A 21,743-nucleotide genomic window follows, 5' to 3' on the forward strand; every position below is an offset into this window, starting at 1 on the left:
AGAACAATGAGTTTATATAGTTTATTTTTTAATCAACAAACCAGCATAAAGCATGGAAACCTTAAACTTCTCTAACTGCTCCTTTTCCAACTTTTCTGAGTAAAAGCATGTTTCTTCCACGATCTCAAAGCCACTTAAATAAATAATTTCTCTTATTTCTTCAGCGTTTGTAAATAAGTAGATATGGTCTATAGCTGGAGCATTAGTAGGTGTGGTTATATATAGTTTACCCTTTTCACTAAGCATCGAGGCAATTTTATTTAAGAGTGAAGCCGGGTCTTCCATATGTTCCAAAACTTCTCCACATGTGATAAAGTCATACTTTTTATTCGGATGAAACTTAAAAACATCTGATAAGTAATAATTGACGTCTTTACCTCTCGCCATTTCTTTGGCTATTGAAATAGAACTTGCACTGATGTCAACAACATCATAGTTAGCTTCCTTACCGACAATTTCGATGGCCTCTGATAAATATAAGCCGTGTCCCGCTCCTATTTCAAGATAGTTCCTCACCAATTTATTCTTCTTAATTATCTTGTTAAAATGACGTAATATCTCGTAATGTTGCGTCCATAGAATTTGTGAAAGCAGCAATCCATACATGTAGTATTCCATAATATCAGGATTGTCATAGACCCGCTTATTTACTTCCTCGAATGAAGAACTACGATACTTGCCAGTTCGCATAAAGTCGATTGTGTCAAAGGTTACATCTGCAAGCATATGCAAATAACATTCAATAGCATAATCAATGTTTTTGTCTTTGGATTGAAGTAAGCCATCTAGTTTATTTAAGAAATTCGAAGCTATTTCGAAATATTGATCATCAAAGTCTTCAAGGTTCTTCTTTAACTTCTTACCATGTAAAGGATTTTTGCGGCTTAATTCCTGAATAATATATGTGAGCCTTTTATCCATATTCATCAATTCTATTCCGTTCATAAAATTCCACTTATAATATCTGCTATTTCCTTTGAAGCAGTCCCATTTCCATACGGATTCTTTGCATCAGCCATTTGACTATATAATGCTTCGTCACCTAGAATTTTGATGGTATGATCAATTATATCTGCAGCCTGCGTTCCACTTAAAACTGCACACCCTGCTTCTATACCTTCCTGTCTTTCTGTATGATTCCTCATGACAACAACAGGAACATTCAGTGAAGGAGCCTCTTCTTGAATTCCCCCACTGTCTGTTAGGATTAGACGAGACCTACCCATTAGGTAGACCATTTCCGAATAGGTGACAGCATTAATGAGATGTAAGTTTTCAATAGTTGTGAGTCTCTTCTTGACCACTCCACTGACATTAGGATTCATATGTACTGGGTATATGAATATGTAATCTTTGAAATGTTCAGCCAGGCTGGCTATTGCTTGACAAATCTGTTGTAAGTCGTCTCCAAAGCTCTCTCTTCGATGACAAGTGATCAATATATTTTTATTGCTTTCCTCAATAAAATTGAATCTTCTTCTGAACAAACCGTCATCTTTTTTAACCTCCCTATCTGCAAAAAGCAAACTATCAATTACAGTATTTCCAGTCATCCAAACCTTGCCATTCACTTTTTCCTGAATAAGGTTATCATAGGCATTCTGCGTTGGTGCGAAATGATAATTTGCAGTAATAGAAATGACACGACGATTAAATTCCTCCGGATATGGGGAGTATAAATTACCTGTTCTTAGCCCAGCTTCCACATGTCCCAATTTCCTTTTTTGATAAAATGCAACATTGGCAGCTATCATGGCGGTTGTAGTATCCCCCTGAACAAGATACAGGTCTGCGGTATCTTTGGTAAAAAGCTTGTCAAGCTTATTGAATGCCAGAGAAGAGAAGCCTGCAAGAGTTTGGTTTTGAATCATAAGTTCTAAATCTTCATCAGGATAAACCTTAAAAAAATCGAAAATTGGGACTAACATTTCCCGATGTTGTCCTGTAGAAAACAAGCTGACATTATGACCCGCATCCACCAGAGCTTTGTATAATGGTATAAGCTTGATAGCCTCAGGTCTGGTACCGAGAATAATACTAATTTTAGGCATAAGAGCTTATCAGTTTTGAGAGTTTTTCAGCTTGAAATCTTGCGCTATACTCTTCAGGAATATCTGAATTATAGAAGAAATCAACATTTTTTAATCGATGATTTTGGATTGAATTTCTTAAATGTTGAGCTAATTTATCTGAATTTTGGTGCTCGAATATATAATGACTAGAAAGAATTTCTGAGGTTGTACTCTCACGTGGGGTAATAGCAATGATCTTTCTTTGGGCAAGAAAATAGTCCAGCAACTTTGAAGGAAAAAAAAGAGACAATTTAAAGTCATTGATTGGATTATCAATTGCTAAGAGTAAGTCGGCAGATCTTTGAAGATCTTGCGCATTCTCCTGGCTCAATAAACCTAAATACTTCACCTCATTTGGAAACTGATGCGTCATTTCGCCGAGAATTCTCTTCGAATTTCTATCTGTGTCTCCAGCAAATATTATTTCGAAGTGGCTTCTCTCTTCTGGATTAAGTTTCTTGAAAGCATCAAAAAAATACGAGGGATTCCTAGATCCAATCAGGCCTCCTGTATGAACGATTTTTATTGTCTTCTTCCATCCAAAATCAGTGATTCGATAGTCTGATTCATCAAATACGTTAGGGAAATAGTGGAATCTATTAGAGAATTCAGGATAATGTTTTTGATAAAGTTCAACCGTTTTTTTGCTGGTAAATGTGATTGCAGAAGCAGATTGAATGCAAATAACCTCCATCTTTTTATGCTTCTCTAAGGTACCCTGGCTATACGAGTGTAATGGAGTCAAGCTCCAGGGATCACTTAAATGCATGATCCATGGCACCTCCAACCTTCGATGTAGGAAATAACTTGCTACTGCACTACTCACAGGAAAACTACGAGAGTAGATTACATCAGGCTTCTCTGCCAAACATACCTTTTTTGATTTTCTTATGAACTGTGACTTGAAGTCGGGAAAAAATAAACTTGGATATACCCTGCTAATGATACTATTCAGGAATTTGTTCTCAACCAGTTTGATTTCAGTTTTACTCATATACCCTTTGTCGTATTTTTTCATACTTTGATCAAAGGGCATGTTTTGGGTTTTGGATGTTGTTAATATTTCAAAATCAAGAGAGGGTATCGCTGAAAGGTATTTAAAATACCTAGCTGTTTGAATGCATTCAGGATCCTTCTTGGGTGGAAATGATATGCTTACCAATAGTATTTTCATTCGTTAACTATTGACTTTATAGGTTTTAAGAATTTTTTAATTACATCTGACAGCAACATTCCAGTATGCTGGCTACTTAAAGAATCTATAAATTTCTTGTCTGGCTTCAATGCTATTTTACCATCAAAAACCCGTTTTAACCTCCGAGTAGATCCTAACACATCATCAGGATCGCAAATGATTCCGCTTCCAATTCGTTTTAAGAAATCCTTTTGGCTACCCTCGGTTACAAAACCAAGTATTGGTTTCTTGGCCTGAATGTACTCAAATGTTTTACCAGCTATACAATAGTCACGCCCATTTACCACCTTCATCGATGTAATCAAAAGCATATCCGCTGATTTTTGTAACTCCAGTGATTTCTGAGCATCTAAGAAACCAAATAATTTCACATTTTCTTCAAGCTGAAATTCACTAATTTGTTGAGGAAGCCAAGATGGGATTTTTCCTGCAAATTCTACCCTTATTCTTGATTTGTATTCAGGGTTTGCTTCGAATAAGGAATGAAGAGCCTGAAAGAAAAAATAGGGTGTTCTGTAAAACCAATTCTCTCTCTTTGGTATGTATTGAAAAATCTGATGTGGCGCCTTCTGCCACCACCTCTTCATGATAAGATGATGTGACTTCTCATTATAGTAGAAACTACCTACATAGACAATCTTAATATGTTGATTCTTTTTGAAGACAAACTCTCTTGGATACTCAGAAAGTGTATCTTCAAAACTATTTGTAATCACCTTTATTTTATCCGATCTAATAGGATGAAGCTTGGAAAAATCTGATTTCATTTGATAGGAAACTACAAGAATAGAATTTGCCTTTTCTAAAACCTTTCTCTCTCTATGAAAAATCAGTTTGTAGTTAATTCGTGTAAAATATGGGGCAATAACCCATTGAGACCATGCATCTCTAAAATCAAGTATGTATGGTATTTTCAGCTGTATCAAATGCTTGTCTAGAGCAGTAAGGCTAAATGGTGGCACTGATATGAAGGCGCAGCTTATATTTTGTATTGAAACTTGATTCCTTAGTTCTTTTAAAAGCGTTTTCTTCCATCTTCTATAGATATCATCGACCAGATTGAAAATCAATTTATGACCAATCTGATTCCAGTATCTGGTTCTTTTTGTCATAGCTGTCCTTACAACAACAATTCCGGAATCATGTAATTCGTTTGCTAAAGTCGCATCAATTTTTTTTGCATAGTTATCGTTTAGCTCTGGTGCTATAACCATAGGATCAAAACCATTTTTCATTAGCTCCTTACAAAACCTAAAAGCCCGACGTGATCCACCTGTATTTAATGGTGGAAAATCATAGCAAATAAATAGTACCCGAGGTTTAGTCAATTCCGCCATTTTGCAATGTTAGGGTGGTTTTTTAAGGAATCGATAAAAGCCAAATGGTTTTGCTCACTACAAAAATTTTTTTCAGCCAGATTCTTGATTTGGTGTCTATCAAAATTAGAAGAGCTTTGAAGATATGACCCAAAATGTTCCTTAATTTGATTCCAATCTGTATCTGGGCTCAGTAAAAATCCGGATTTGTCGTTAACAATCTCTGACACACCATTAACATTAAAAGCAATGGTCGGAATCCCAAACATTGCCGCTTCCATAATGGAAACAGGTAACCCTTCAGAATAGCTCAATGCAATAAACAGGCTGATATAGTTTTCTTTATAAAATCTAATGATCTCATGATTTTCAACATTACCCTTGAGCTCAACTGATACGTTTGAATCCAGCTTTTTTATTTCATCTAGAAGCGTTTTCATTAATGGCCCATCGCCAAAATGCACCCATCTAATTTTTCTGTCCTTAATAGCAGATAGTAGCCCTGGGATCCTATGAACATTCTTAAAATCCAATAAAGTGGCACAAGATACCACTAATTGTGGCTGAGTATCTGCTGGCGAAAGACTTATTCCCTCTGTATTCACCCGAACACCTAGATACGACAATTTAATCTTTTGATGATACTTCTTGGGGATTTTCGATTTTAAATAGTCCTGGCCGTGCTTGCTGACACAATATATGGAATCAGCGTGCATGACCTTAAAATATCTAAATGGTACAGTTGCTTCATGATGTCTTTCATCATAGAGATCGAATCCATGAGCCCTTGTGACAAACCCTTTGATTACCTTTCTTTTTTTGAGAAGTGCAAGACTGATCGAGGCATTAAGGAACCAATAATCATAGAATATTAACTGTTCTTCCTCTTTTGTAAGAATCCAATTCCTCAAATCATGAAATTTATCCAGATCCTGACACAGATAGTCTAGCATGCTTTTCCAGTAGATTAAATACTTTATTCGCGCTGGATTTCTCATGATTTCGAAAACGAAAATCATTAAAACTGTCCATGGCATCTTTTTTAGCACTCGTATAATATGCGATTTGTCACTGAAATTCCTCATTAATATGGTGCTAATATGAATATTCTTGAAATCTGTCTTTATTTCTGAATCTAGGGTTGAGGGTAAAACATAAACCTGATCAAATTTTTTAGCATGGTAATAAAGCTCTTGTACCAAAAAAGGCTCTTCATTTGGCTCAATTGTAATTACCGCAAGGCAACATTTAGAGTGGTCGTCAATGTCATTCATTCTGATAATCGGTATTTGACTCAAGCTTCAGCAGATTCAAGAAACAATGATAGCTGGTCCATTTTCACAGACATGTCCAAATGCTTCTCGCACAATGTTCTCATTTTTTTGTCAAAATCAACAATTTCATAAACTTTGTTGGAAAAATCTATCATAGCTTGAATAGAAACTTCCACTTCAGACGCAGGCACTTTCAAATAGAAAGGAGCAAAAGAACTATATGAAGTTAAATCAATATCATCATGACTTATCATCAGTGGTAACCCGAGGGCACAATACTCTCGTGTTTTAAGTGTACATGCTTGATAAAGAGGGATTCTATGTAGACCAAGGCTGCCAATGCCAATGTGTGACTCATCTGCGTATTTTTTCATCTGCGGAGAATCGAGCATTCCAGTACATACTACCTCGTGGGTTCCATTATTAATTTGTGATATTAGTATATCATTATTCTTATGATAAAGGCCTATGATAAACAATCGTAATTTCCAGGCACCAGTATAATTTTTGATCCCCCTGAGCAGCCGATCCAGACCATGCCAGCCTTTATCTGTACCACTAAAGAAGATCATTGTAAAGGGTTTTGAATCATCCAATGACGGTACAGATCTTTTCAATACTTTTTCTGTGTTAATACCGTTACTAATGGTTTTAGTGATATATTTTTTATATCTACATTTCTCATACCTAGCAATTTCATCTGTTACAGTAATTCCTGCGTAAGCCAAAGAAAGACACTTCTTCGAATACCAATACTCATCAAATAAGCTTAGCCATTCCCGATAAATAGTTTTGAATTTTCCATTGAAAATCAAATAAGCATAATCCCTTATGTTAAAAGATTTAATGTAAAACCATTTTTCTTTTCCTTCGATAGAGTTATGCTCAAAGACTACTTTCGCCTGGCACTTTTGGAGAAAACGGAAGCATCTCTTAGAAGCTCCCTGATATCTCATAATGATACAGTCAAATTGGCTGGTATCAATATGGCGAATGGCTGTGCTAAAAAAATCGGCTTTAGATTGAACCACTTTTACATTGGATCGAAAACTGATTGATATGTGATCCAATTCCTGGAAAATTAACAGTGCTTCAATGTCTAACTTTTGGGAGAGGTAGTTAACCTTATTTAAAACCTTGTTGACAACACCACTTGCACTACTTCTGCCTATTGATGCAACATATAAATACTTCATATTAGAGGCTTAGGAAGTATCCGCATTAATCTGCCAATTCGAATTGGAAGGTACGTTAATAGTCTAAAAAGATGGAACATTGCTTTATGAAACAATGAGAATTGGGTCCCGTATTCCTGATGATCAACAGGGTTCATTTTCATGATAACATGATATTCTTCCTCAGTCAAACCCCATTTTTTGATCACATATTCAACATCGGACTTTTGAAGCTTGGGATCATAGGTTGGTAAATTCAATTCTTCAATAGCCTGACTTTTATTGATTTCTCCATTTACAATCAGGTTAGATAAATGTGCCTTTCTTTTATCAATGTTGAATTTTTCTGGTAGATATACACCTTGATACCATCGAGTAAAGATTGATTCATAATGTTTGCCTCCATAATCTTTCCAGTCCACTTTATCCTGGATTAATTCTTTTACTTCCAGTTTCTTGTATGGAACCAAATCTAAGATGGGGATCAATCTGATCTGATGAGCCACTTCGTACCAGTGCCTCTGCTTTGAGCCTAGTTTAGGTAGCTTTTTAAGTTTACCATTTCCAAACCGGGAATGAATTTTATATAAATTTACCAAGTCAAATTTCTGATACCTCCAATCTAATGGAAGCACAAATTCCGTTGCAATATTATTCCCGCTCAATATGGTTTTAATACCTCTTTTAGCAGCTGTTTTGAATAAAGCGGCAAAAATGAATTGATCTGTTGGCACTTCCAGATCAAGGACCGACGCTTTGAAGTAGGCTAACTGAATATTTTTAAACTCCTCCCAATCCATGACGAAAGTATGTAAATCAAAGCCAAGTTTATTGACAATGTTATGAATATTCTGAACCGCAATTTCGGTGTTCCACCCATTATCAAAATGTACACATAGTGGTCTTAGCCCTAAAGAATGTGCTAAATACGCCAGATAGGTACTATCTACACCTCCACTTAGACCAAGGACACAATCATACTTTTTACCCGTTCCTATCTTTTTAATCAAGGCTACTTTCTGATCCAACTCGGCTTTTTTCACCTCATCCGATCGATAAATAGTCTTCTTAGAGATTTTTTCAAAAGACCTACAATAGCTACATACTCCCTGTTCGTCAAAGGAAATATCATTGGTGGTCGTGTCCATAACACAGTTTACACACTGTTTCATCTAGTCAGTCGATTAAAAAGCTTTTCTTTCAATTCTATTTGCTTGGGATAGTTGATTAAAACTCCTTCTCTTTTTCCCGAATATGCGAATAAACTTCCAGCAGCCACTGCAGAAGCACCAGATTCAACCGCTTTATAAAAATCTTCGATAGAACTTGCACCACCTAGAGCCACAACAGGGATGCTTACTTCATCACTGACCTTTTTCAGCAGCTCAAGATCATATCCGTTGTAGGTACCATCCTTATATATGGAATGAAGAATTATCTCTCCAATCCCAAGTTTCTCACACTCAATGGCAAAGCCCAGCGTGTTACTACTCCATTTTTTTCTTCCATTGTCAAGATACACACCCTCCTTCCCCAAAAAATTTTTATTAATATCGATTGAGGCCAGTATACTCTGGCTACCAAATTCTGAGGCTGCATTTCTAATCAAATCTTTGTTCGAAAGAGATTTATTGATCACAACCTTTTCAACCCCAAGATTAAGAATTTTTCTAATCTGATCTATATTTTTTATGCCTCCTCCAAAGGCAATTGGCATAAATGCTTCGCTAACTATCTGCTCAATAAAGTCATAATTGATTTCCTTTTTGTGCCTATCCGTAGATATATTCAACAAAGCAAGTTCGTCGACCTGCTTGTCATTAAAAATTCTGACCGCATTGATAGGGTCACCGAGATAGTCATGCTTTTTGAATTTAAATGACTTGACTAACCTTCCGTTTTGTATCAGCAATGTTGGAATTACACGAACTCTTCTCATGTCAATAATTTGATGCAAAGTTTGAAAGAAGTTGCATTCCGAACGTATGGCTTTTCTCAGGGTGAAACTGCACTCCCATTATATTTCCAAGTTCAACTCCACATACAAATTCATAACCATACTTGCATGTAAGAAATGCTTCTTCCTCGACAGTATCAATAGCATGATACGAATGAACAAAATAAAATCGCGGGTCTTCAACGAGCCCCGAAAATAATTTTGAGGATTTGTGGATATTGACATCTGTCCACCCCATATGAGGTATTTTCAAGGAGGGCAAAAGCTTCGTGGCGTCAAATTTCACAACCTTCCCTTTGATCCACCCCAGCCCAGGTTGCTTCCCTTCCTCACTGGAATCAAATAGCATCTGAAACCCGACGCAAATTCCCAGAACATTAACCTTTTCTTGCAGCACTTTTTTTTGAAAGGTTTCAAAAAAAGGTGCGTTCCTCAAGCGGACCATGCAATTATCAAACGACCCTACTCCAGGTAAAATAAACTTTTCACTTAGAGATATTTTTTGTTTATCTGATACAATTTCAGACGTATATCCTAATTTTTTTAGCATGTTTTTAATGGACCCTAGATTTCCAACACCGTAATCTAAAATTGTAATCATCAGTTCTTTCCCTTAGCAAAATGATAGGATCGCACAAGTTGTACAACATAAATAGCAGAATAAGAAAGTGAGTAGAGTAACACCATCATGAAAACATCTTCAAAATAAAAAAATCCAAGCGCCAAAGCTAGTAGATTTAGTAGTACAAGGGCTATTTGAGTTATTAGATCTTCTTTCGTTTTTTTTGCTATATAGTACATGTAAGATAAGGGACTGGAAACCATTTTAAAAAAGTATAATACACTGAGTGCTTGTGTAAGCCGACCTGCCCCATACCACTTGTCTCCAAAGACAAACTGAAAAATCTCAGGTGCCCAAATCATCAGAATCAAAGTGGGAATAATACTCAGGACAGATAATATTGAAAAAGTCTTTCTAAATGTAGTCAGGCAATTACCGTTTTCATGATAATCGTCTATTGCCTTTTTACGAAAAACTTCTAGAATTGAAGAACCAATAAAATTGATAGGCATCCCCAAAATCCTTTGGGAAAATTGATAGCTACCCAGGCTTGATTTTCCTCCCAAATTTTCGATAACGAATAGTGGTAGTAAATTGATGTACTTGTTAATCAAGTCGCTTGGAAAAATGAACAGAGCATATTTTTTCTCCCTTTTCAGAAGAACCCATAACCATCTAAAAGAGATTAATTTTAAATAGCTTGAATCATCTTTGAAAAAATAGAAAGTACTAATACTAATGCTTATTAGTGGGCCAAAAATGATTGCAATAAATAACCCATAAGGACCATCGACAAGAATTCCAATAACAATAACAATAACAATACTAAATAATGCATCAATTAACCGGATTGTTGCCATCAATTTATACTTGCCAAGTTTGTTATTCCAGGTCCCAATTACCCCTCCATATCCACCAATGAAAACAGAAAGCGGCAGCAGGTAAAGAAAAAATGCATATTCTTTATTTAGAATTTTTGAAATAAAGTCCTCTTTCAACAGCAAAATTATAGCCGTTAACACAGTAGTTACGATGATTCCAATAATCAAGGTCAATACCATTACATTAATGACATCTTTCTTTCTTTTGGATAGGATAATGAAGTGAACATAGTGTGATGAGATAAGCAACGTAAACAAGCTTGCTACAGCTGTATACATTGCAGTATAGCCATAATCTGCAGGTTCATAAATTCTAGCTGTTATTGGTGCAGTAAAAAAAGGAAGTATTTGAACAATTGCTGTTCCTGAGAACAATGTCAAAAAATTCTTGAGATATATATCATTATTTATTATATCTCTGAGCTTACGCATGGTTTTCTACCGTACTCAGAATTTCATTTCTGATTATTTGTGCTGCTTGTCCATTTCCATAAATACCTTTCTCAAAATCCGGTAATGAACCCATAATTTGATGTGCATTTTCAATAATTCTTGATTTCGATGCACCACATAGTATATTATATCCTTTATCAACTAATTCTGTCCACTCCGTTTCATCTCTTAATGTTAAACAAGGTTTCTGAAAAAAATACGCTTCTTTTTGTAGCCCTCCACTATCTGTCATTACCAATTTACACTTGCTCAATAGTTGAATCATATCAAAATAACCCACAGGATCTATTGGATTAAGGTTTAAATGAATTCCAAAGGATTGTATTTGTTTCTTCGTTCTTGGATGAATTGGGAGAACTACTTTAATTTCATCGTTAATTTTATTAATTGCTTTTACAATTGAATCTAATCGTTCTTTAGAATCTGTATTTTCCGACCGATGGATTGTACATAATACATATGGTGTATTCAATAAATTATGATCACTGAGTATTGTAGATACATCATTTGATTTCTGTGAATAAAACAATGTCGCATCAAACATAACATCACCACTTAATACCATTTTTGTTTCTGGATATGGGAAACCCTCTGATTTTAAATTTTTTGCTGCAGTGTCCGTAGGATAAAATAGAAGATCGGAAATTCGATCCGTGAGGATTCTATTAATTTCCTCAGGCATGTTATTATTGAAACTTCTAAGTCCAGCTTCAACATGAATTACTTTGATATTTTGCTTTTTTGCTGCTAATGCTCCGGCAAGTGTTGAATTAGTATCTCCATAGACTAAAACATAATCAGGCTTTTCATTCAATAGAACTTCTTCAATTGCGCTTAGCATTTTCCCAGTCATGGATCCGTGACTCCCGCTATTGATACCTAAATTATAATCTGGTTTTTTAATTTCCATCTGATCAAAAAAGATCTGAGACATATTTTGATCATAATGCTGGCCAGTATGAACAGTTATTTCTCTTATTTCAGTGCAATTTTCAAAAGCTTTACTGACTACAGAAGCTTTGATAAATTGAGGTCTTGCGCCAACTACTGTAACTATTTTAATCATTTAGAATATCCTAATATTTATCAAAAGGATGATTTGATAGTGGAGACTTAGCATATGGATGATAATCTCCAACGAGTCCCATAGGTTCAGCATGACGAATATCATGTGCAATTTCAATTGAGCTTCTTGCTTCTTCCAACCCAAATCCATTTCCTTCAAGGATGGATTCGTAACTTCTTGTATGCAGATCAGTAAATCCACCACTAAACTCAATTTCTTTCCCTTCTATGGTAATCGACCTATAAGTAGCCTGTCCTTTTTTTTTCACATCTTTTGGCAAGGTTTCACTGTTGATACTCAAAAACCACCGAACATTCGCTTTATTCAGTTCAAGAACTCCAGACGCTCTATCATGGGTTCTCACGTGTACGCTATTTTTCTTTACTGAGCCAAAAATCCAGTGTAACATATCAAAGAAATGAATGCCTATATTTGTGGCAATGCCACCAGATTTTGACTGCTCACCTTTCCAGGAAGTGTAGTACCAACTACCTCTTGAGGTAATATAAGTGAGATCTACATCAAACGTTTTAGATTTTTCCTTGTCAACCTTTTTCTTCAAGGCTACCAAGCTAGGGTGCAATCGTAACTGAAGTATATTATTAATCTTTTTCCCCGATTCTTTTTCAATGGTCTCAAGCGCATCAATGTTCCATGGATTAAGCACAAGAGGTTTTTCACAGATGACATCCGCTGCATTTCTAAGACCAAATCGAATATGAGCGTCATGCAAATAGTTAGGGGTGCAAATACTGACATAAGAAATTGGTCGACCTTCCCTTCTAAGTTTATCAATGTGTCTATCAAAACGCTCAAACTCAGTAAAAAAAGATGATTGAGGAAAATAAGAGTCAATGATACCAACAGAATCGTTCTTATCTACAGAAGCAATAAGATAGTTCCCAGTTTCCTTAATGGCTTTCATGTGTCGTGGAGCGATGTAACCGGCTGCCCCTATTAAAGCAAAATCTTTACTCATAGTTTACTTACTTGATTGTTGATGAGTTGATATCGATCCCCATTTTCGCTACAAATCGCATTTCCATCATCATCAAATTCCAATTTAGATCCATATTCGCTCATCCATCCAACTTGCTTTGCTGGATTACCAATTACCAGAGCGTAAGGATCCACCTCTTTTGTGATGACTGCACCGGCTCCTATAAATGCATATTTGCCCAACTTATTTCCACAAATCACTGTAGCGTTAGCACCTATTGAAACTCCTTTCTCAACAATGGTGTGTTTAAATTCTTCTTTTCTGCTAACAGCACTTCTCGGATTTATGACATTTGTGAAAACCATGGATGGTCCCAAAAAAACATCATCTTCGCAAATAACACCAGTATACACGGAGACGTTATTCTGAATTTTAACATTGTTGCCAATTTTGACTTTTGGTGAAATCACCACATTCTGACCTAGTGAACAATTCTTACCAATTTCAGAATTAGTCATGATGTGTGAAAAGTGCCAAATTTTGGTGCCATTACCGATTTTAGCTCCTTCATCGATCACAGCAGTCTCATGTATGAAAAATGTATCAGTCATTTTAAAAACTTATGAATGGTTTGAACAATATAATCCAATTCATTTTGAGATAGCTCCGTATGCATCGGCAAAGAAAAGACTGACTCACTTAATTTTTCAGTTATCGGCAAATCCCCTCCCTTGTATCCTAAGTACTCATATGCTTCATTCATATGAATGGGAATGGGATAATAAATCTGAGTTGGAACTCCGGCATCTTTCAGGTAGGCTATAAATTCGTTTCGCCTTTGAGCCTCAACTTTTATTGTATACTGATGAAAAACATGTCCACTATCCTTGTCTCGGAATGGAATCTCTATATCGCACAACTCAGCAAGATGCCCATCATAATATGACGCTACTTTCTGTCTTTCATTTATATAGTCTTTAAGGTATTTCAATTTCACATCAAGAATAGCAGCTTGCATTGAATCCAACCTGGAATTGCAGCCAACCAACTCAAATTCATACTTAGACTTTTGCCCATGATTGGCCAACTTTCTTACTCGATTAGCTAAATCATCATCTTGAACTAAAATCGCCCCTCCATCTCCAAAACAACCAAGATTTTTGGAGGGAAAAAAGGAAAGTGTTCCTATATCTCCAATGGTCCCTGCTGTTTTAAATTCTAAACCAACTTTTATTGGGCACGCAATTGCTTGTGCTGTATCTTCAACCACGTAAAAATCATGTGATTTAGCAAAAGACATAATGGCATCCATGTTAGCTCCTTGCCCATACAAGTGGACCGGTATGATTGCTTTTGTTCTGTTGCTAATCAAATTTTCCAACTGCTCAACATTAATATTAAATGTCTTAGGATCAACATCAACAAAAACAGGATTTAATCCCAATAACGCTATAACTTCAGCAGAAGCCACATATGTGAATGAAGGCACAATTATCTCATCGCCCTCCTCAAGGTTGAGAGCCATTAACGCAACTTGAAGCGCGTCGGTACCATTTCCACAAGAAATAACATGCTTTGAGTTTAGAAATTGACCAAGGTTCTCCTCGAAAGTAGTTACACTTGGCCCTTTAATATACTGGGAGCCATCAATCACGTCGTTTATTGCCAATTCTAATTCTTTCCGGATTTTATTGGTTTGACCAACCAAGTCAACCATTTTAATATCAAGTTCACTCATGTTTTTTATTGATTAATGTGTTGCTTCCTAGCACTAATAACTCCTAATGCGGTAATGTAAAATGGCATTATTGGAATTTTATATCGCATGAGTGTGCCAAAATTAAATGTACTAACACCAACCGCAAAAGCAAACAATAAAGAAAACATCAGGCAGGCGAAGAGAAAATAATCATTTTTCAAGGCAAACAACTTACCGGAAAAGACAAACTTAATGGTGAAAATCATTATTAACAGTGCCTCAATAGAGCTTAATAGCATCAATGGATTTCTAACCTCCCATAGGTAAGGCCTAAATAATGTTACATTAACTGCCTTTGGGGATAGAATTAAAGTACCTAATACTGTGCCGTCAGGCAATCCAATATCATAACCACCATCTCCAGAGGTTCTCGCTCCCCATCCATACCTAATATCATATGCTGTTATTTGAATCCTTTTAGGAAGCTTTGATAGATTATATCTCTCATCAACCTTTCCCAGCTGATTAACTATCAGAAACCCTGATGTAAAAACTACAATTATAATAAATGGTAGTACTAAAATTCTAGCAACTTGGTTTTGTACTTTTGAAATCAATTTGAACATCAACCAAATTAGTATTACAGGAATAAAGCACAGCAATATGTAAATTTTTACTATTAAAATAATCCATACTCCAATTATGATAGCAATAATTTCCTTCCAACTTCTAATTCTAAAATCAAACCACCTCACAAGGGCCCAGACTATCCAGCCCAACGATGCTAATGTGACTGTATCTTTCAAAATTCCTGACCCCCAAAAGATCACCGAAGGAACAAAAAGGATTGCAAAAGCAAGCCATTTCGTATTTGCAGGATACTTTCTTTGAAGGACTGAAAACATGGCCCATGCCCCAGAGAAACTAAAACATGCAAATAATAAAGCAGATGAACTATAAGTACCTAAGGTGATTAGGTCTGCTATTGTAGCTAATCTGACAATAAAATAGGAAGCAGAATCACGATAGTACCAAATGTGCTTTGAGTAAAAATACATATCTGACTCAAACTGAAATTCAGTGGTAAAGAGAAGCTTTAATCCTACGGATGGATTATCCATAAAGGATTTCCATATCCATTGACTTCCATGCCTCCAGTAAATGAAGGTATCACCACTTTCATAGTAAAACTGATAAATGAATCCTAAAAAAATGGCTCCCAAGAAACGAACTAATAATGCAGCAATAAAATATTTCCGAGTAGCAGTATTCGAGAAATAGTTCTTCACAAAGACAGCAATTGTCAAAAGGATCATCAGAAATACTGGTGTGATTATGAGGTCTTTAATTCCCATTACCCATCAATTGAAATTGATTAATCTCCCAACTCATTTCGTATGCTGCTGTGAATGAATCCTTGCTTATCATCTTGCTCTAGTAATCCCTCTTCCAGTAATATGTTAAAAAAGTGTGAAAATTTCCTGGCGCCTCTGTGATTTAAATGCTCAAGATCCCCAAAATCAGAATTAAGCAAAGGAAAATCCTTGAAATCCAGATACTCTATAGATGCTAGTAGCTCACAATTGTTTTTTGTAGTCCAAACATTTTCGTCAATATGTGGGAATTTGGCATGGATAGGGGGACGAACAAAGATTACACCAACCTTTTTCTCCCTGCAGAGATTAATAATTTTAATCAGATACTCTTGATTTACCGCCGAAATATTATAAGATCGTTTCTCAATCGGCTGCTTTGATAGCATTTTAAGGAGTGAATCTGTTTTGTTTCTTTCTAAGTACAAATAGCCACCCCAATCAAAATATAATAGTGGATCTGGTAAGCTAGTTAGTACATAATTGATGTTATTTCTAGCACTAAGAGATTGAATAATTAAGAGCCCTTTCCAATTGTTCCTTGCTATCACCTGTAAATCCTGGTGATTCATAAAAGAGGAGTAGTTGGGATACCTCCAATTAAGGTACTTATCTCCCCAAATACGACTATCCATCCTATCACTTATAAGATAAGTTGAAAACTCGATAAATACGTTTCGAATACCTTCATTGTATTCGAGTAGCTTTTTAAGCTTCAAATAGCTGTAATAATATGATTCAGCAGAATGTGCAAAGTTTATGGTATTGGTTATTAGAGAGTCATTGAATGAGCATTCAGACCTTGATGTGCCCAGTATTAAGTTTTCAGTGGACTTAGGTAATACAAATTCAGCCTTCGAGTCGATGATTATTATCGGGACTAATATGGCCAGTATAATCAAGAAAGCGGCTAAACCAGAAATTATTCCAAGTCGGAATAGGAAATGTTTCATTTATGCTAAAATTGAAAATACACAAACTCTTGCTGCTTTCCTGATTTAAGAAAGATTAGCAAAAAAATAACCAAGTAAAATGACCACCTTGGGAAGGTAGGTATTCTCAACTTTTCTATTGCAAAATCTCCTGTCCTTCCAAACCATTCTATGGTCATAAATATGAAAATAAGGATAAGAACCCCAACTGGAAACGAATGTGAAATAGAGAAAATTGAGGCAGAAAAAATCATCTTAATAAATAAGAATGCATCCCATACCGTCTCTGATTTAAAAAGGATTAATGTGAACATTACGATAAGAAATGTTCCCAATATTCTCATAAATTCTAGTTTAGTAGGAAAGATCCCTTTTCCTTTGATTTTAGTGCTTTTAAACATTGTTCCATTATAAATTAACGGTATATAAAATAAGCCATGTAGTACCCCAAAGAGAATAAAAGTCCAATTAGCTCCATGCCAAAACCCAATAATGGTGAAGTTTATAAGTATAGCTAGAATAATACCCATTTTACCATAATCTCGAAATGCAATATTTAAGGGAGTAAAAACATATTCAGTAAGCCAGGAAGTCAACGAGATGTGCCATTTCCTCCAGAATTCAGCAATGTTTTGGGCAAAAAATGGAAAATCAAAATTCTTAGTGACTTTAAATCCTATCAACTTAGAAAACCCAATAGCCATATCTGAATATCCTGAAAAGTCAGCATAAAGTTGAATAGTAAATAGAAACGCCCCCAAAAGCAACATAATAGGAGGCATTATAGAGTAGTCTGAAAATATCTGATTCGTCAGTGCAACACAACTATCAGCAATTACAATCTTTTTAAAAAAACCCCACAAGATTTGTCTAATGCCAGAAACTGATTGGGCATAATTAAATGAACGTGGCTTACTCAATTGCGGAATTAATAAAGAGCCCTTGTCTATTGGCCCAGAGATTAGGCTTGGAAAAAAAGCAACATAGGTGAAATAGATAATTGGATTTGTGGCAGGTTCTATTTTTTCATGATAGATATCAATAAGATAACTGACAATTCTAAAAGTATAGAAGCTAATTCCAATAGGTAGCACAAGAGTAAGCATGTCGAAGCTCTTTGTGAAGCCAATTGTCAGCAATAATTTATTGAACGAAGAAATGAAAAAATTGAAATACTTGAAAAAAGCCAACTGACCTATGACCAATACAATACCAAAAACAAGTAGCCATTTGCTTCTTTTATCATTCCTAGTTCGCTTAATACCTAAACCCAGAAAGAAGGTTATTACCGATATTCCAACTAGAAGAATAAGAAATCTCCAGTCCCACATTGAATAAAACAGGTAGCTGGTTAAAAGTACTAACAGATTTTGAAGTTTCAGATTTTTAGCAAAGACAAACCAGTAAAGTCCAAAAAAAACAATGAAGAAAACGATGAATTTTGGTGAAGTAAAGAGCATTTCTAGTATATCAGCTTTCAATCAACTCAATCAAATGAGCCTCGGGTGAAAATAAGAAAATACAGCTTCTGCCATCAAATGCTTCAGATGTGAACAATTCCAAGGCTTTGTAATTTAAGCTTTCCAGATAAGCAACAGATTCATTAATATCACTTACTTGATATGCTATGTGATAATAACTAATATGTTTCTTTAGCAAATTATAACTAGAGGACTCCTCTCCCCATGGCTCTACTAACTCCAGATAACATTCTGCACCATTTTTTATAAAAACTACATTCACCTTCTGCGAATCAATTTCATAAACTCTCGAGATGCTTTCAACACCAAAGACCTTTGAGTAATGATGGATACAATCAGATATACTCTTCACCATTAAGCCAGTATGATGAAACTTAAACTCAATTCCTGGCAATTCGGTCATTATCTAGCTTCTTTTGATAACAATATTCTCAACCAATTCACCAACATTCTGCCAGCTTTGAATTTCTTTTGAGGTGAATCGGATATTGAAATGCTTCTCTATTTCAACGACGAGCATTACATGAGACAATGAATCCCAACCCTCAACTTGTCCTGCTGTTGTTTCAGGTGTCAAATTAATTTGTTCATTATCCAGAGTTTCAACAAAGATTTTTATTAGGTCTTTTAATACTTCTTCTTGGTTCATAGTTCTTTCTGTTTAATAAAAGTCGCGTACATAACAGGTAATTTTAACTTTTTCGCTCGTTCTTCACTTACCTTCTCGGAGAGGACCATCTTTTCAATTAGAATATCAAATCCTGCTTCATCAATCAAAGATCTTATTTCTGCAGCTTCATTAAAAAGAAAAATATGATCAATCATTGGTGCGTTGATAGGAGTTGTCATGAAGCAAACACTCGATGGATTCATTAAGGAGGCAATTTTCTTCATCAATGAGAGAGGATCTTCTACATGCTCTAATACTTCTCCGATCGTAATGAAATCGTACTTAATTTTCTCGTCAAAATCAAAAACATTCTTGTGATAGAAATTAGGTCTTTCATTATTAATTATTCCTTTAGCCAGTGCAAGTGAACTCTCGCTAATATCCACCATGTCAAATCGCGTTACCTCCGGAAGCATGTTCATTGCCTCTTTTAGATACAGACCATGCCCACCTCCGATCTCTAGATAGCTACCTTTACTATTGCAAAACTTTAACAGATTTTCTGAAAAAAAATGAATTCGTTCATATTGATCAAACCATAAGTACTGCGCAAGAACTAATCCGTGCATGTGATAGGTCATTACTTCAGGATTTGCATAGATTTGTCTTTCTACTTCTTGAAATGAGGAATTAGAATAATCCCCTGTCTTGTAGAATTCATAACGTACAGCCACCATATCATTGATCATCTTTAAATAGCAGCTTACTCCATAGTCGAGTGTTAATTCGTTACGAATCAGATAATCTTCATAATCCTTTAAAAAAGTCTCCGATTTCGTTTGTAGTTCATTTCTTAAATACTCCAGATTTGATCGCAATTTATCGGCATGTTGAGGATTGATTGCCTCAATTTTATCTAATAGGGTGTTGATCAGGTACGGCATATGATTTGAAATTAAGCCCTATTAATGTGGGTTTTAAGATTTTTGTATTTAGGAATATCGAGTAACCAATAGCCTCCCCTTTCGACAAAACCTAGGTTCTTATAATGATCTTTGACCAAATCATTTTTTGGAGTTTTCAAGTATTCTCCTTTTAAGGTATTGATATTCTTTTCTTTCAAAAGATTCACTATACAATTCAACGCAAAATTTTCCATTCCTCGTTTTAGCACCCTGCAACTCATGATCCAAGTATCAATAAATGCTGTATCATTTTCTTCAAAGTTCAAGATTATAACCGAAATAAGTCCATTATCACCAAATTTATCTGAAAGGGTGAAGGTAAAGGTGTAATAGTTATCAGATTCAGCCATTGTCTTTATCTCTGCTTCACTATACCGGACAGTTCTCAGATTAAACTGATTAGAGCGTTGAGATAGCTGTGCTACTCTTGGGTAATTAAATGGATTGAACGAGGATACAGTACTGACCATATCCAGGGTTTTCAGAAAGTCATCTTCATTGGTGAATTTTTGCTTTACGGATACTCTTTCTGCCTCTTCTTGGTACATTTTGGTCCTGGAGCTGTCCTCTACTGAATAAGATGCTGTCTCAAAGAGATTCTGGGTATACAAATACTCCAGATATTCAGCAGGGTCTTCCGGTAACTCTGGAACCTCTACCTCAGGGAGGTTCTCTCTTACTAGATTTCGCTCAAATGGATTATCATCAAGAAATACCATAGAGTCAAGGCTAATATTAAGAACACGTTGTATGTGCAGGATATTATCCACTTTGTTATCCCAATTAGCAATAAAAACCGAAATATCTTCCAATTTCAATACCATATCTGGATGCCTCTCAAAGGGCTCCTTGGCTATTGATTCTGTGTTTTTACTACAAACAGCAATAATAACACCCCTGTTTTTGAGCTTTTTGATCCAATATTGAAATTCTGTAAATGCTTTTCCAATACCCAAATCTCCTATCTGAATCTTTTCTATCCCATCATCGCCTATTACACCTCCCCAAACCGTATTGTCCAGATCTAAAATCACACATTTATTGAATCTACCATCCAAAGATTGTATGATATCGATTGTTCTGGTTGCTATTGCTGGCAAAGCATCCAGACTCAATACCATCTCAGTGTTAATGTAAATGGAAGGGGTAAACATGTTGGATTTTCCGATCTGGTTTTGGATGGAAGACAGGTCACACACAAACAAACTAGATTCATTTGAAGCTAATGATGTCAACTCACAGTTCAGCTTTCTAAGCTGATATAGGAATGAAGATTCCGTTTTGTTTGCATAACTGCCAAACACAGCATCATCAATTTCAGAATAATTGTAGTGAATGACTTTTGCATCGAGTTTAGAAATAAGAAACTGGTATCCGCTTTTAATATTTGCTAATTCTTCGTCAGCGAATAGATGTCCGTTGTGAGGCTCTTGTTTATTATACTTAACTAATAGTTTATGGCTTGATCTAAAGAGTATTACATATTCAGGATCAAAAGTGTAAAGTTCCGATCCAGAATCAAGTACCTGCCGATCTATCTGATTGAAGTCAGCTTCCCAAAAGTCAAGATCATATCCTCTATTGAAACCCTTTGCTTTTAAGGCCTGCATTAGGAATTGAGTAGCTGAATCTCCCAACAATGCAATCTTGATTCTCTTAAGACCAGAATAATCCTTCTTTAAGTTCTTTCTAAGTTCCTGGAAAGATGACATGGGATCAATTGTATTTACTTCCTTTGATTTTACGGCTGAAATTTCTCTTGCCTTGAATGGCAAGGTTAGTAAACTCAAAT

General features: G+C 35.6%; 21 protein-coding genes. All 21 read right to left on the bottom strand.

Annotation, left to right across the window (positions count from 1 at the left end; all coding sequences use genetic code 11):
* Nucleotides 1–21 precede the first annotated feature (21 nt).
* Genes ACOMC3_RS13725 through ACOMC3_RS13825 form a run of 21 tightly spaced genes read right to left on the bottom strand, consistent with a single transcriptional unit; the run spans nucleotide 22 to nucleotide 21,741 of the window.
* Complete coding sequence (locus tag ACOMC3_RS13725) at nucleotides 22–945, bottom strand: class I SAM-dependent methyltransferase (protein WP_420316452.1); 924 nt, start codon at nucleotides 943–945, stop codon at nucleotides 22–24.
* Nucleotides 942–2,051: a non-hydrolyzing UDP-N-acetylglucosamine 2-epimerase gene (gene wecB / locus ACOMC3_RS13730; RefSeq protein ID WP_420316453.1), complete on the bottom strand. Its 1,110-nt coding sequence runs from the start codon at nucleotides 2,049–2,051 to the stop codon at nucleotides 942–944. The genes ACOMC3_RS13725 and wecB (ACOMC3_RS13730) overlap by 4 nt, the downstream gene beginning before the upstream one ends.
* A complete protein-coding gene (locus tag ACOMC3_RS13735; protein ID WP_420316454.1) occupies nucleotides 2,044–3,246 on the bottom strand; it encodes a hypothetical protein in 1,203 nt (400 codons plus the stop codon). Before ACOMC3_RS13735 ends, wecB (ACOMC3_RS13730) begins: the two co-directional genes overlap by 8 nt.
* Nucleotides 3,243–4,604: a glycosyltransferase gene (locus ACOMC3_RS13740; RefSeq protein WP_420316455.1), complete on the bottom strand. Its 1,362-nt coding sequence runs from the start codon at nucleotides 4,602–4,604 to the stop codon at nucleotides 3,243–3,245. The genes ACOMC3_RS13735 and ACOMC3_RS13740 overlap by 4 nt, the downstream gene beginning before the upstream one ends.
* The gene (locus ACOMC3_RS13745) at nucleotides 4,592–5,857 is read right to left on the bottom strand and encodes a glycosyltransferase (RefSeq protein WP_420316456.1); all 1,266 of its coding nucleotides are present in this window, start codon (nucleotides 5,855–5,857) and stop codon (nucleotides 4,592–4,594) included. The genes ACOMC3_RS13740 and ACOMC3_RS13745 overlap by 13 nt, the downstream gene beginning before the upstream one ends.
* A 20-nt stretch (nucleotides 5,858–5,877) precedes the next feature.
* Complete coding sequence (locus ACOMC3_RS13750) at nucleotides 5,878–7,053, bottom strand: hypothetical protein (protein ID WP_420316457.1); 1,176 nt, start codon at nucleotides 7,051–7,053, stop codon at nucleotides 5,878–5,880.
* Complete coding sequence (locus ACOMC3_RS13755; RefSeq protein ID WP_420316458.1) at nucleotides 7,050–8,204, bottom strand: N-acetyl sugar amidotransferase; 1,155 nt, start codon at nucleotides 8,202–8,204, stop codon at nucleotides 7,050–7,052. Before ACOMC3_RS13755 ends, ACOMC3_RS13750 begins: the two co-directional genes overlap by 4 nt.
* A complete protein-coding gene (locus ACOMC3_RS13760) occupies nucleotides 8,201–8,971 on the bottom strand; it encodes an AglZ/HisF2 family acetamidino modification protein (protein ID WP_420316459.1) in 771 nt (256 codons plus the stop codon). Before ACOMC3_RS13760 ends, ACOMC3_RS13755 begins: the two co-directional genes overlap by 4 nt.
* A 1-nt stretch (nucleotide 8,972) precedes the next feature.
* Complete coding sequence (gene hisH / locus ACOMC3_RS13765; RefSeq protein ID WP_420316460.1) at nucleotides 8,973–9,590, bottom strand: imidazole glycerol phosphate synthase subunit HisH; 618 nt, start codon at nucleotides 9,588–9,590, stop codon at nucleotides 8,973–8,975.
* Nucleotides 9,590–10,864, bottom strand: a complete 1,275-nt coding sequence (locus ACOMC3_RS13770; protein ID WP_420316461.1) for a lipopolysaccharide biosynthesis protein — start codon at nucleotides 10,862–10,864, stop codon at nucleotides 9,590–9,592. The genes hisH and ACOMC3_RS13770 overlap by 1 nt, the downstream gene beginning before the upstream one ends.
* Nucleotides 10,857–11,951 (bottom strand): non-hydrolyzing UDP-N-acetylglucosamine 2-epimerase, encoded by a 1,095-nt coding sequence (gene wecB / locus ACOMC3_RS13775; protein WP_420316462.1) that lies wholly within the window; start codon nucleotides 11,949–11,951, stop codon nucleotides 10,857–10,859. Before wecB (ACOMC3_RS13775) ends, ACOMC3_RS13770 begins: the two co-directional genes overlap by 8 nt.
* A gap of 10 nt (nucleotides 11,952–11,961) precedes the next feature.
* The gene (locus tag ACOMC3_RS13780) at nucleotides 11,962–12,930 is read right to left on the bottom strand and encodes a Gfo/Idh/MocA family protein (RefSeq protein WP_420316463.1); all 969 of its coding nucleotides are present in this window, start codon (nucleotides 12,928–12,930) and stop codon (nucleotides 11,962–11,964) included.
* On the bottom strand, nucleotides 12,927–13,502 hold the full coding sequence (locus ACOMC3_RS13785; RefSeq protein WP_420316464.1) for an acyltransferase: 576 nt from the start codon (nucleotides 13,500–13,502) through the stop codon (nucleotides 12,927–12,929). Before ACOMC3_RS13785 ends, ACOMC3_RS13780 begins: the two co-directional genes overlap by 4 nt.
* Nucleotides 13,499–14,629, bottom strand: coding sequence for a DegT/DnrJ/EryC1/StrS family aminotransferase (locus ACOMC3_RS13790; RefSeq protein ID WP_420316465.1), 1,131 nt, complete (start codon nucleotides 14,627–14,629; stop codon nucleotides 13,499–13,501). Before ACOMC3_RS13790 ends, ACOMC3_RS13785 begins: the two co-directional genes overlap by 4 nt.
* Nucleotides 14,630–14,634: 5 nt before the next feature.
* A complete protein-coding gene (locus ACOMC3_RS13795; RefSeq protein ID WP_420316466.1) occupies nucleotides 14,635–15,945 on the bottom strand; it encodes a hypothetical protein in 1,311 nt (436 codons plus the stop codon).
* 20 nt (nucleotides 15,946–15,965) lie between these two features.
* Nucleotides 15,966–16,916 (bottom strand): hypothetical protein, encoded by a 951-nt coding sequence (locus ACOMC3_RS13800; protein ID WP_420316467.1) that lies wholly within the window; start codon nucleotides 16,914–16,916, stop codon nucleotides 15,966–15,968.
* A gap of 5 nt (nucleotides 16,917–16,921) precedes the next feature.
* Nucleotides 16,922–18,376 carry an MBOAT family O-acyltransferase gene (locus tag ACOMC3_RS13805; RefSeq protein ID WP_420316468.1) on the bottom strand — a complete coding sequence of 485 codons (1,455 nt, stop codon included), beginning with the start codon at nucleotides 18,374–18,376 and terminating at the stop codon, nucleotides 16,922–16,924.
* A complete protein-coding gene (locus ACOMC3_RS13810) occupies nucleotides 18,366–18,779 on the bottom strand; it encodes a VOC family protein (protein WP_420316469.1) in 414 nt (137 codons plus the stop codon). The genes ACOMC3_RS13805 and ACOMC3_RS13810 overlap by 11 nt, the downstream gene beginning before the upstream one ends.
* A 3-nt stretch (nucleotides 18,780–18,782) precedes the next feature.
* The gene (locus ACOMC3_RS13815) at nucleotides 18,783–19,025 is read right to left on the bottom strand and encodes an acyl carrier protein (RefSeq protein ID WP_420316470.1); all 243 of its coding nucleotides are present in this window, start codon (nucleotides 19,023–19,025) and stop codon (nucleotides 18,783–18,785) included.
* Nucleotides 19,022–19,930 carry a class I SAM-dependent methyltransferase gene (locus ACOMC3_RS13820; RefSeq protein ID WP_420316471.1) on the bottom strand — a complete coding sequence of 303 codons (909 nt, stop codon included), beginning with the start codon at nucleotides 19,928–19,930 and terminating at the stop codon, nucleotides 19,022–19,024. Before ACOMC3_RS13820 ends, ACOMC3_RS13815 begins: the two co-directional genes overlap by 4 nt.
* A gap of 11 nt (nucleotides 19,931–19,941) precedes the next feature.
* Nucleotides 19,942–21,741: an HAD-IIIC family phosphatase gene (locus tag ACOMC3_RS13825; RefSeq protein WP_420316472.1), complete on the bottom strand. Its 1,800-nt coding sequence runs from the start codon at nucleotides 21,739–21,741 to the stop codon at nucleotides 19,942–19,944.
* Nucleotides 21,742–21,743 lie beyond the last annotated feature (2 nt).

This window comes from Ekhidna sp. (genome assembly GCF_965212185.1).
In the GTDB taxonomy this organism is placed as follows: domain Bacteria; phylum Bacteroidota; class Bacteroidia; order Cytophagales; family Cyclobacteriaceae; genus Ekhidna.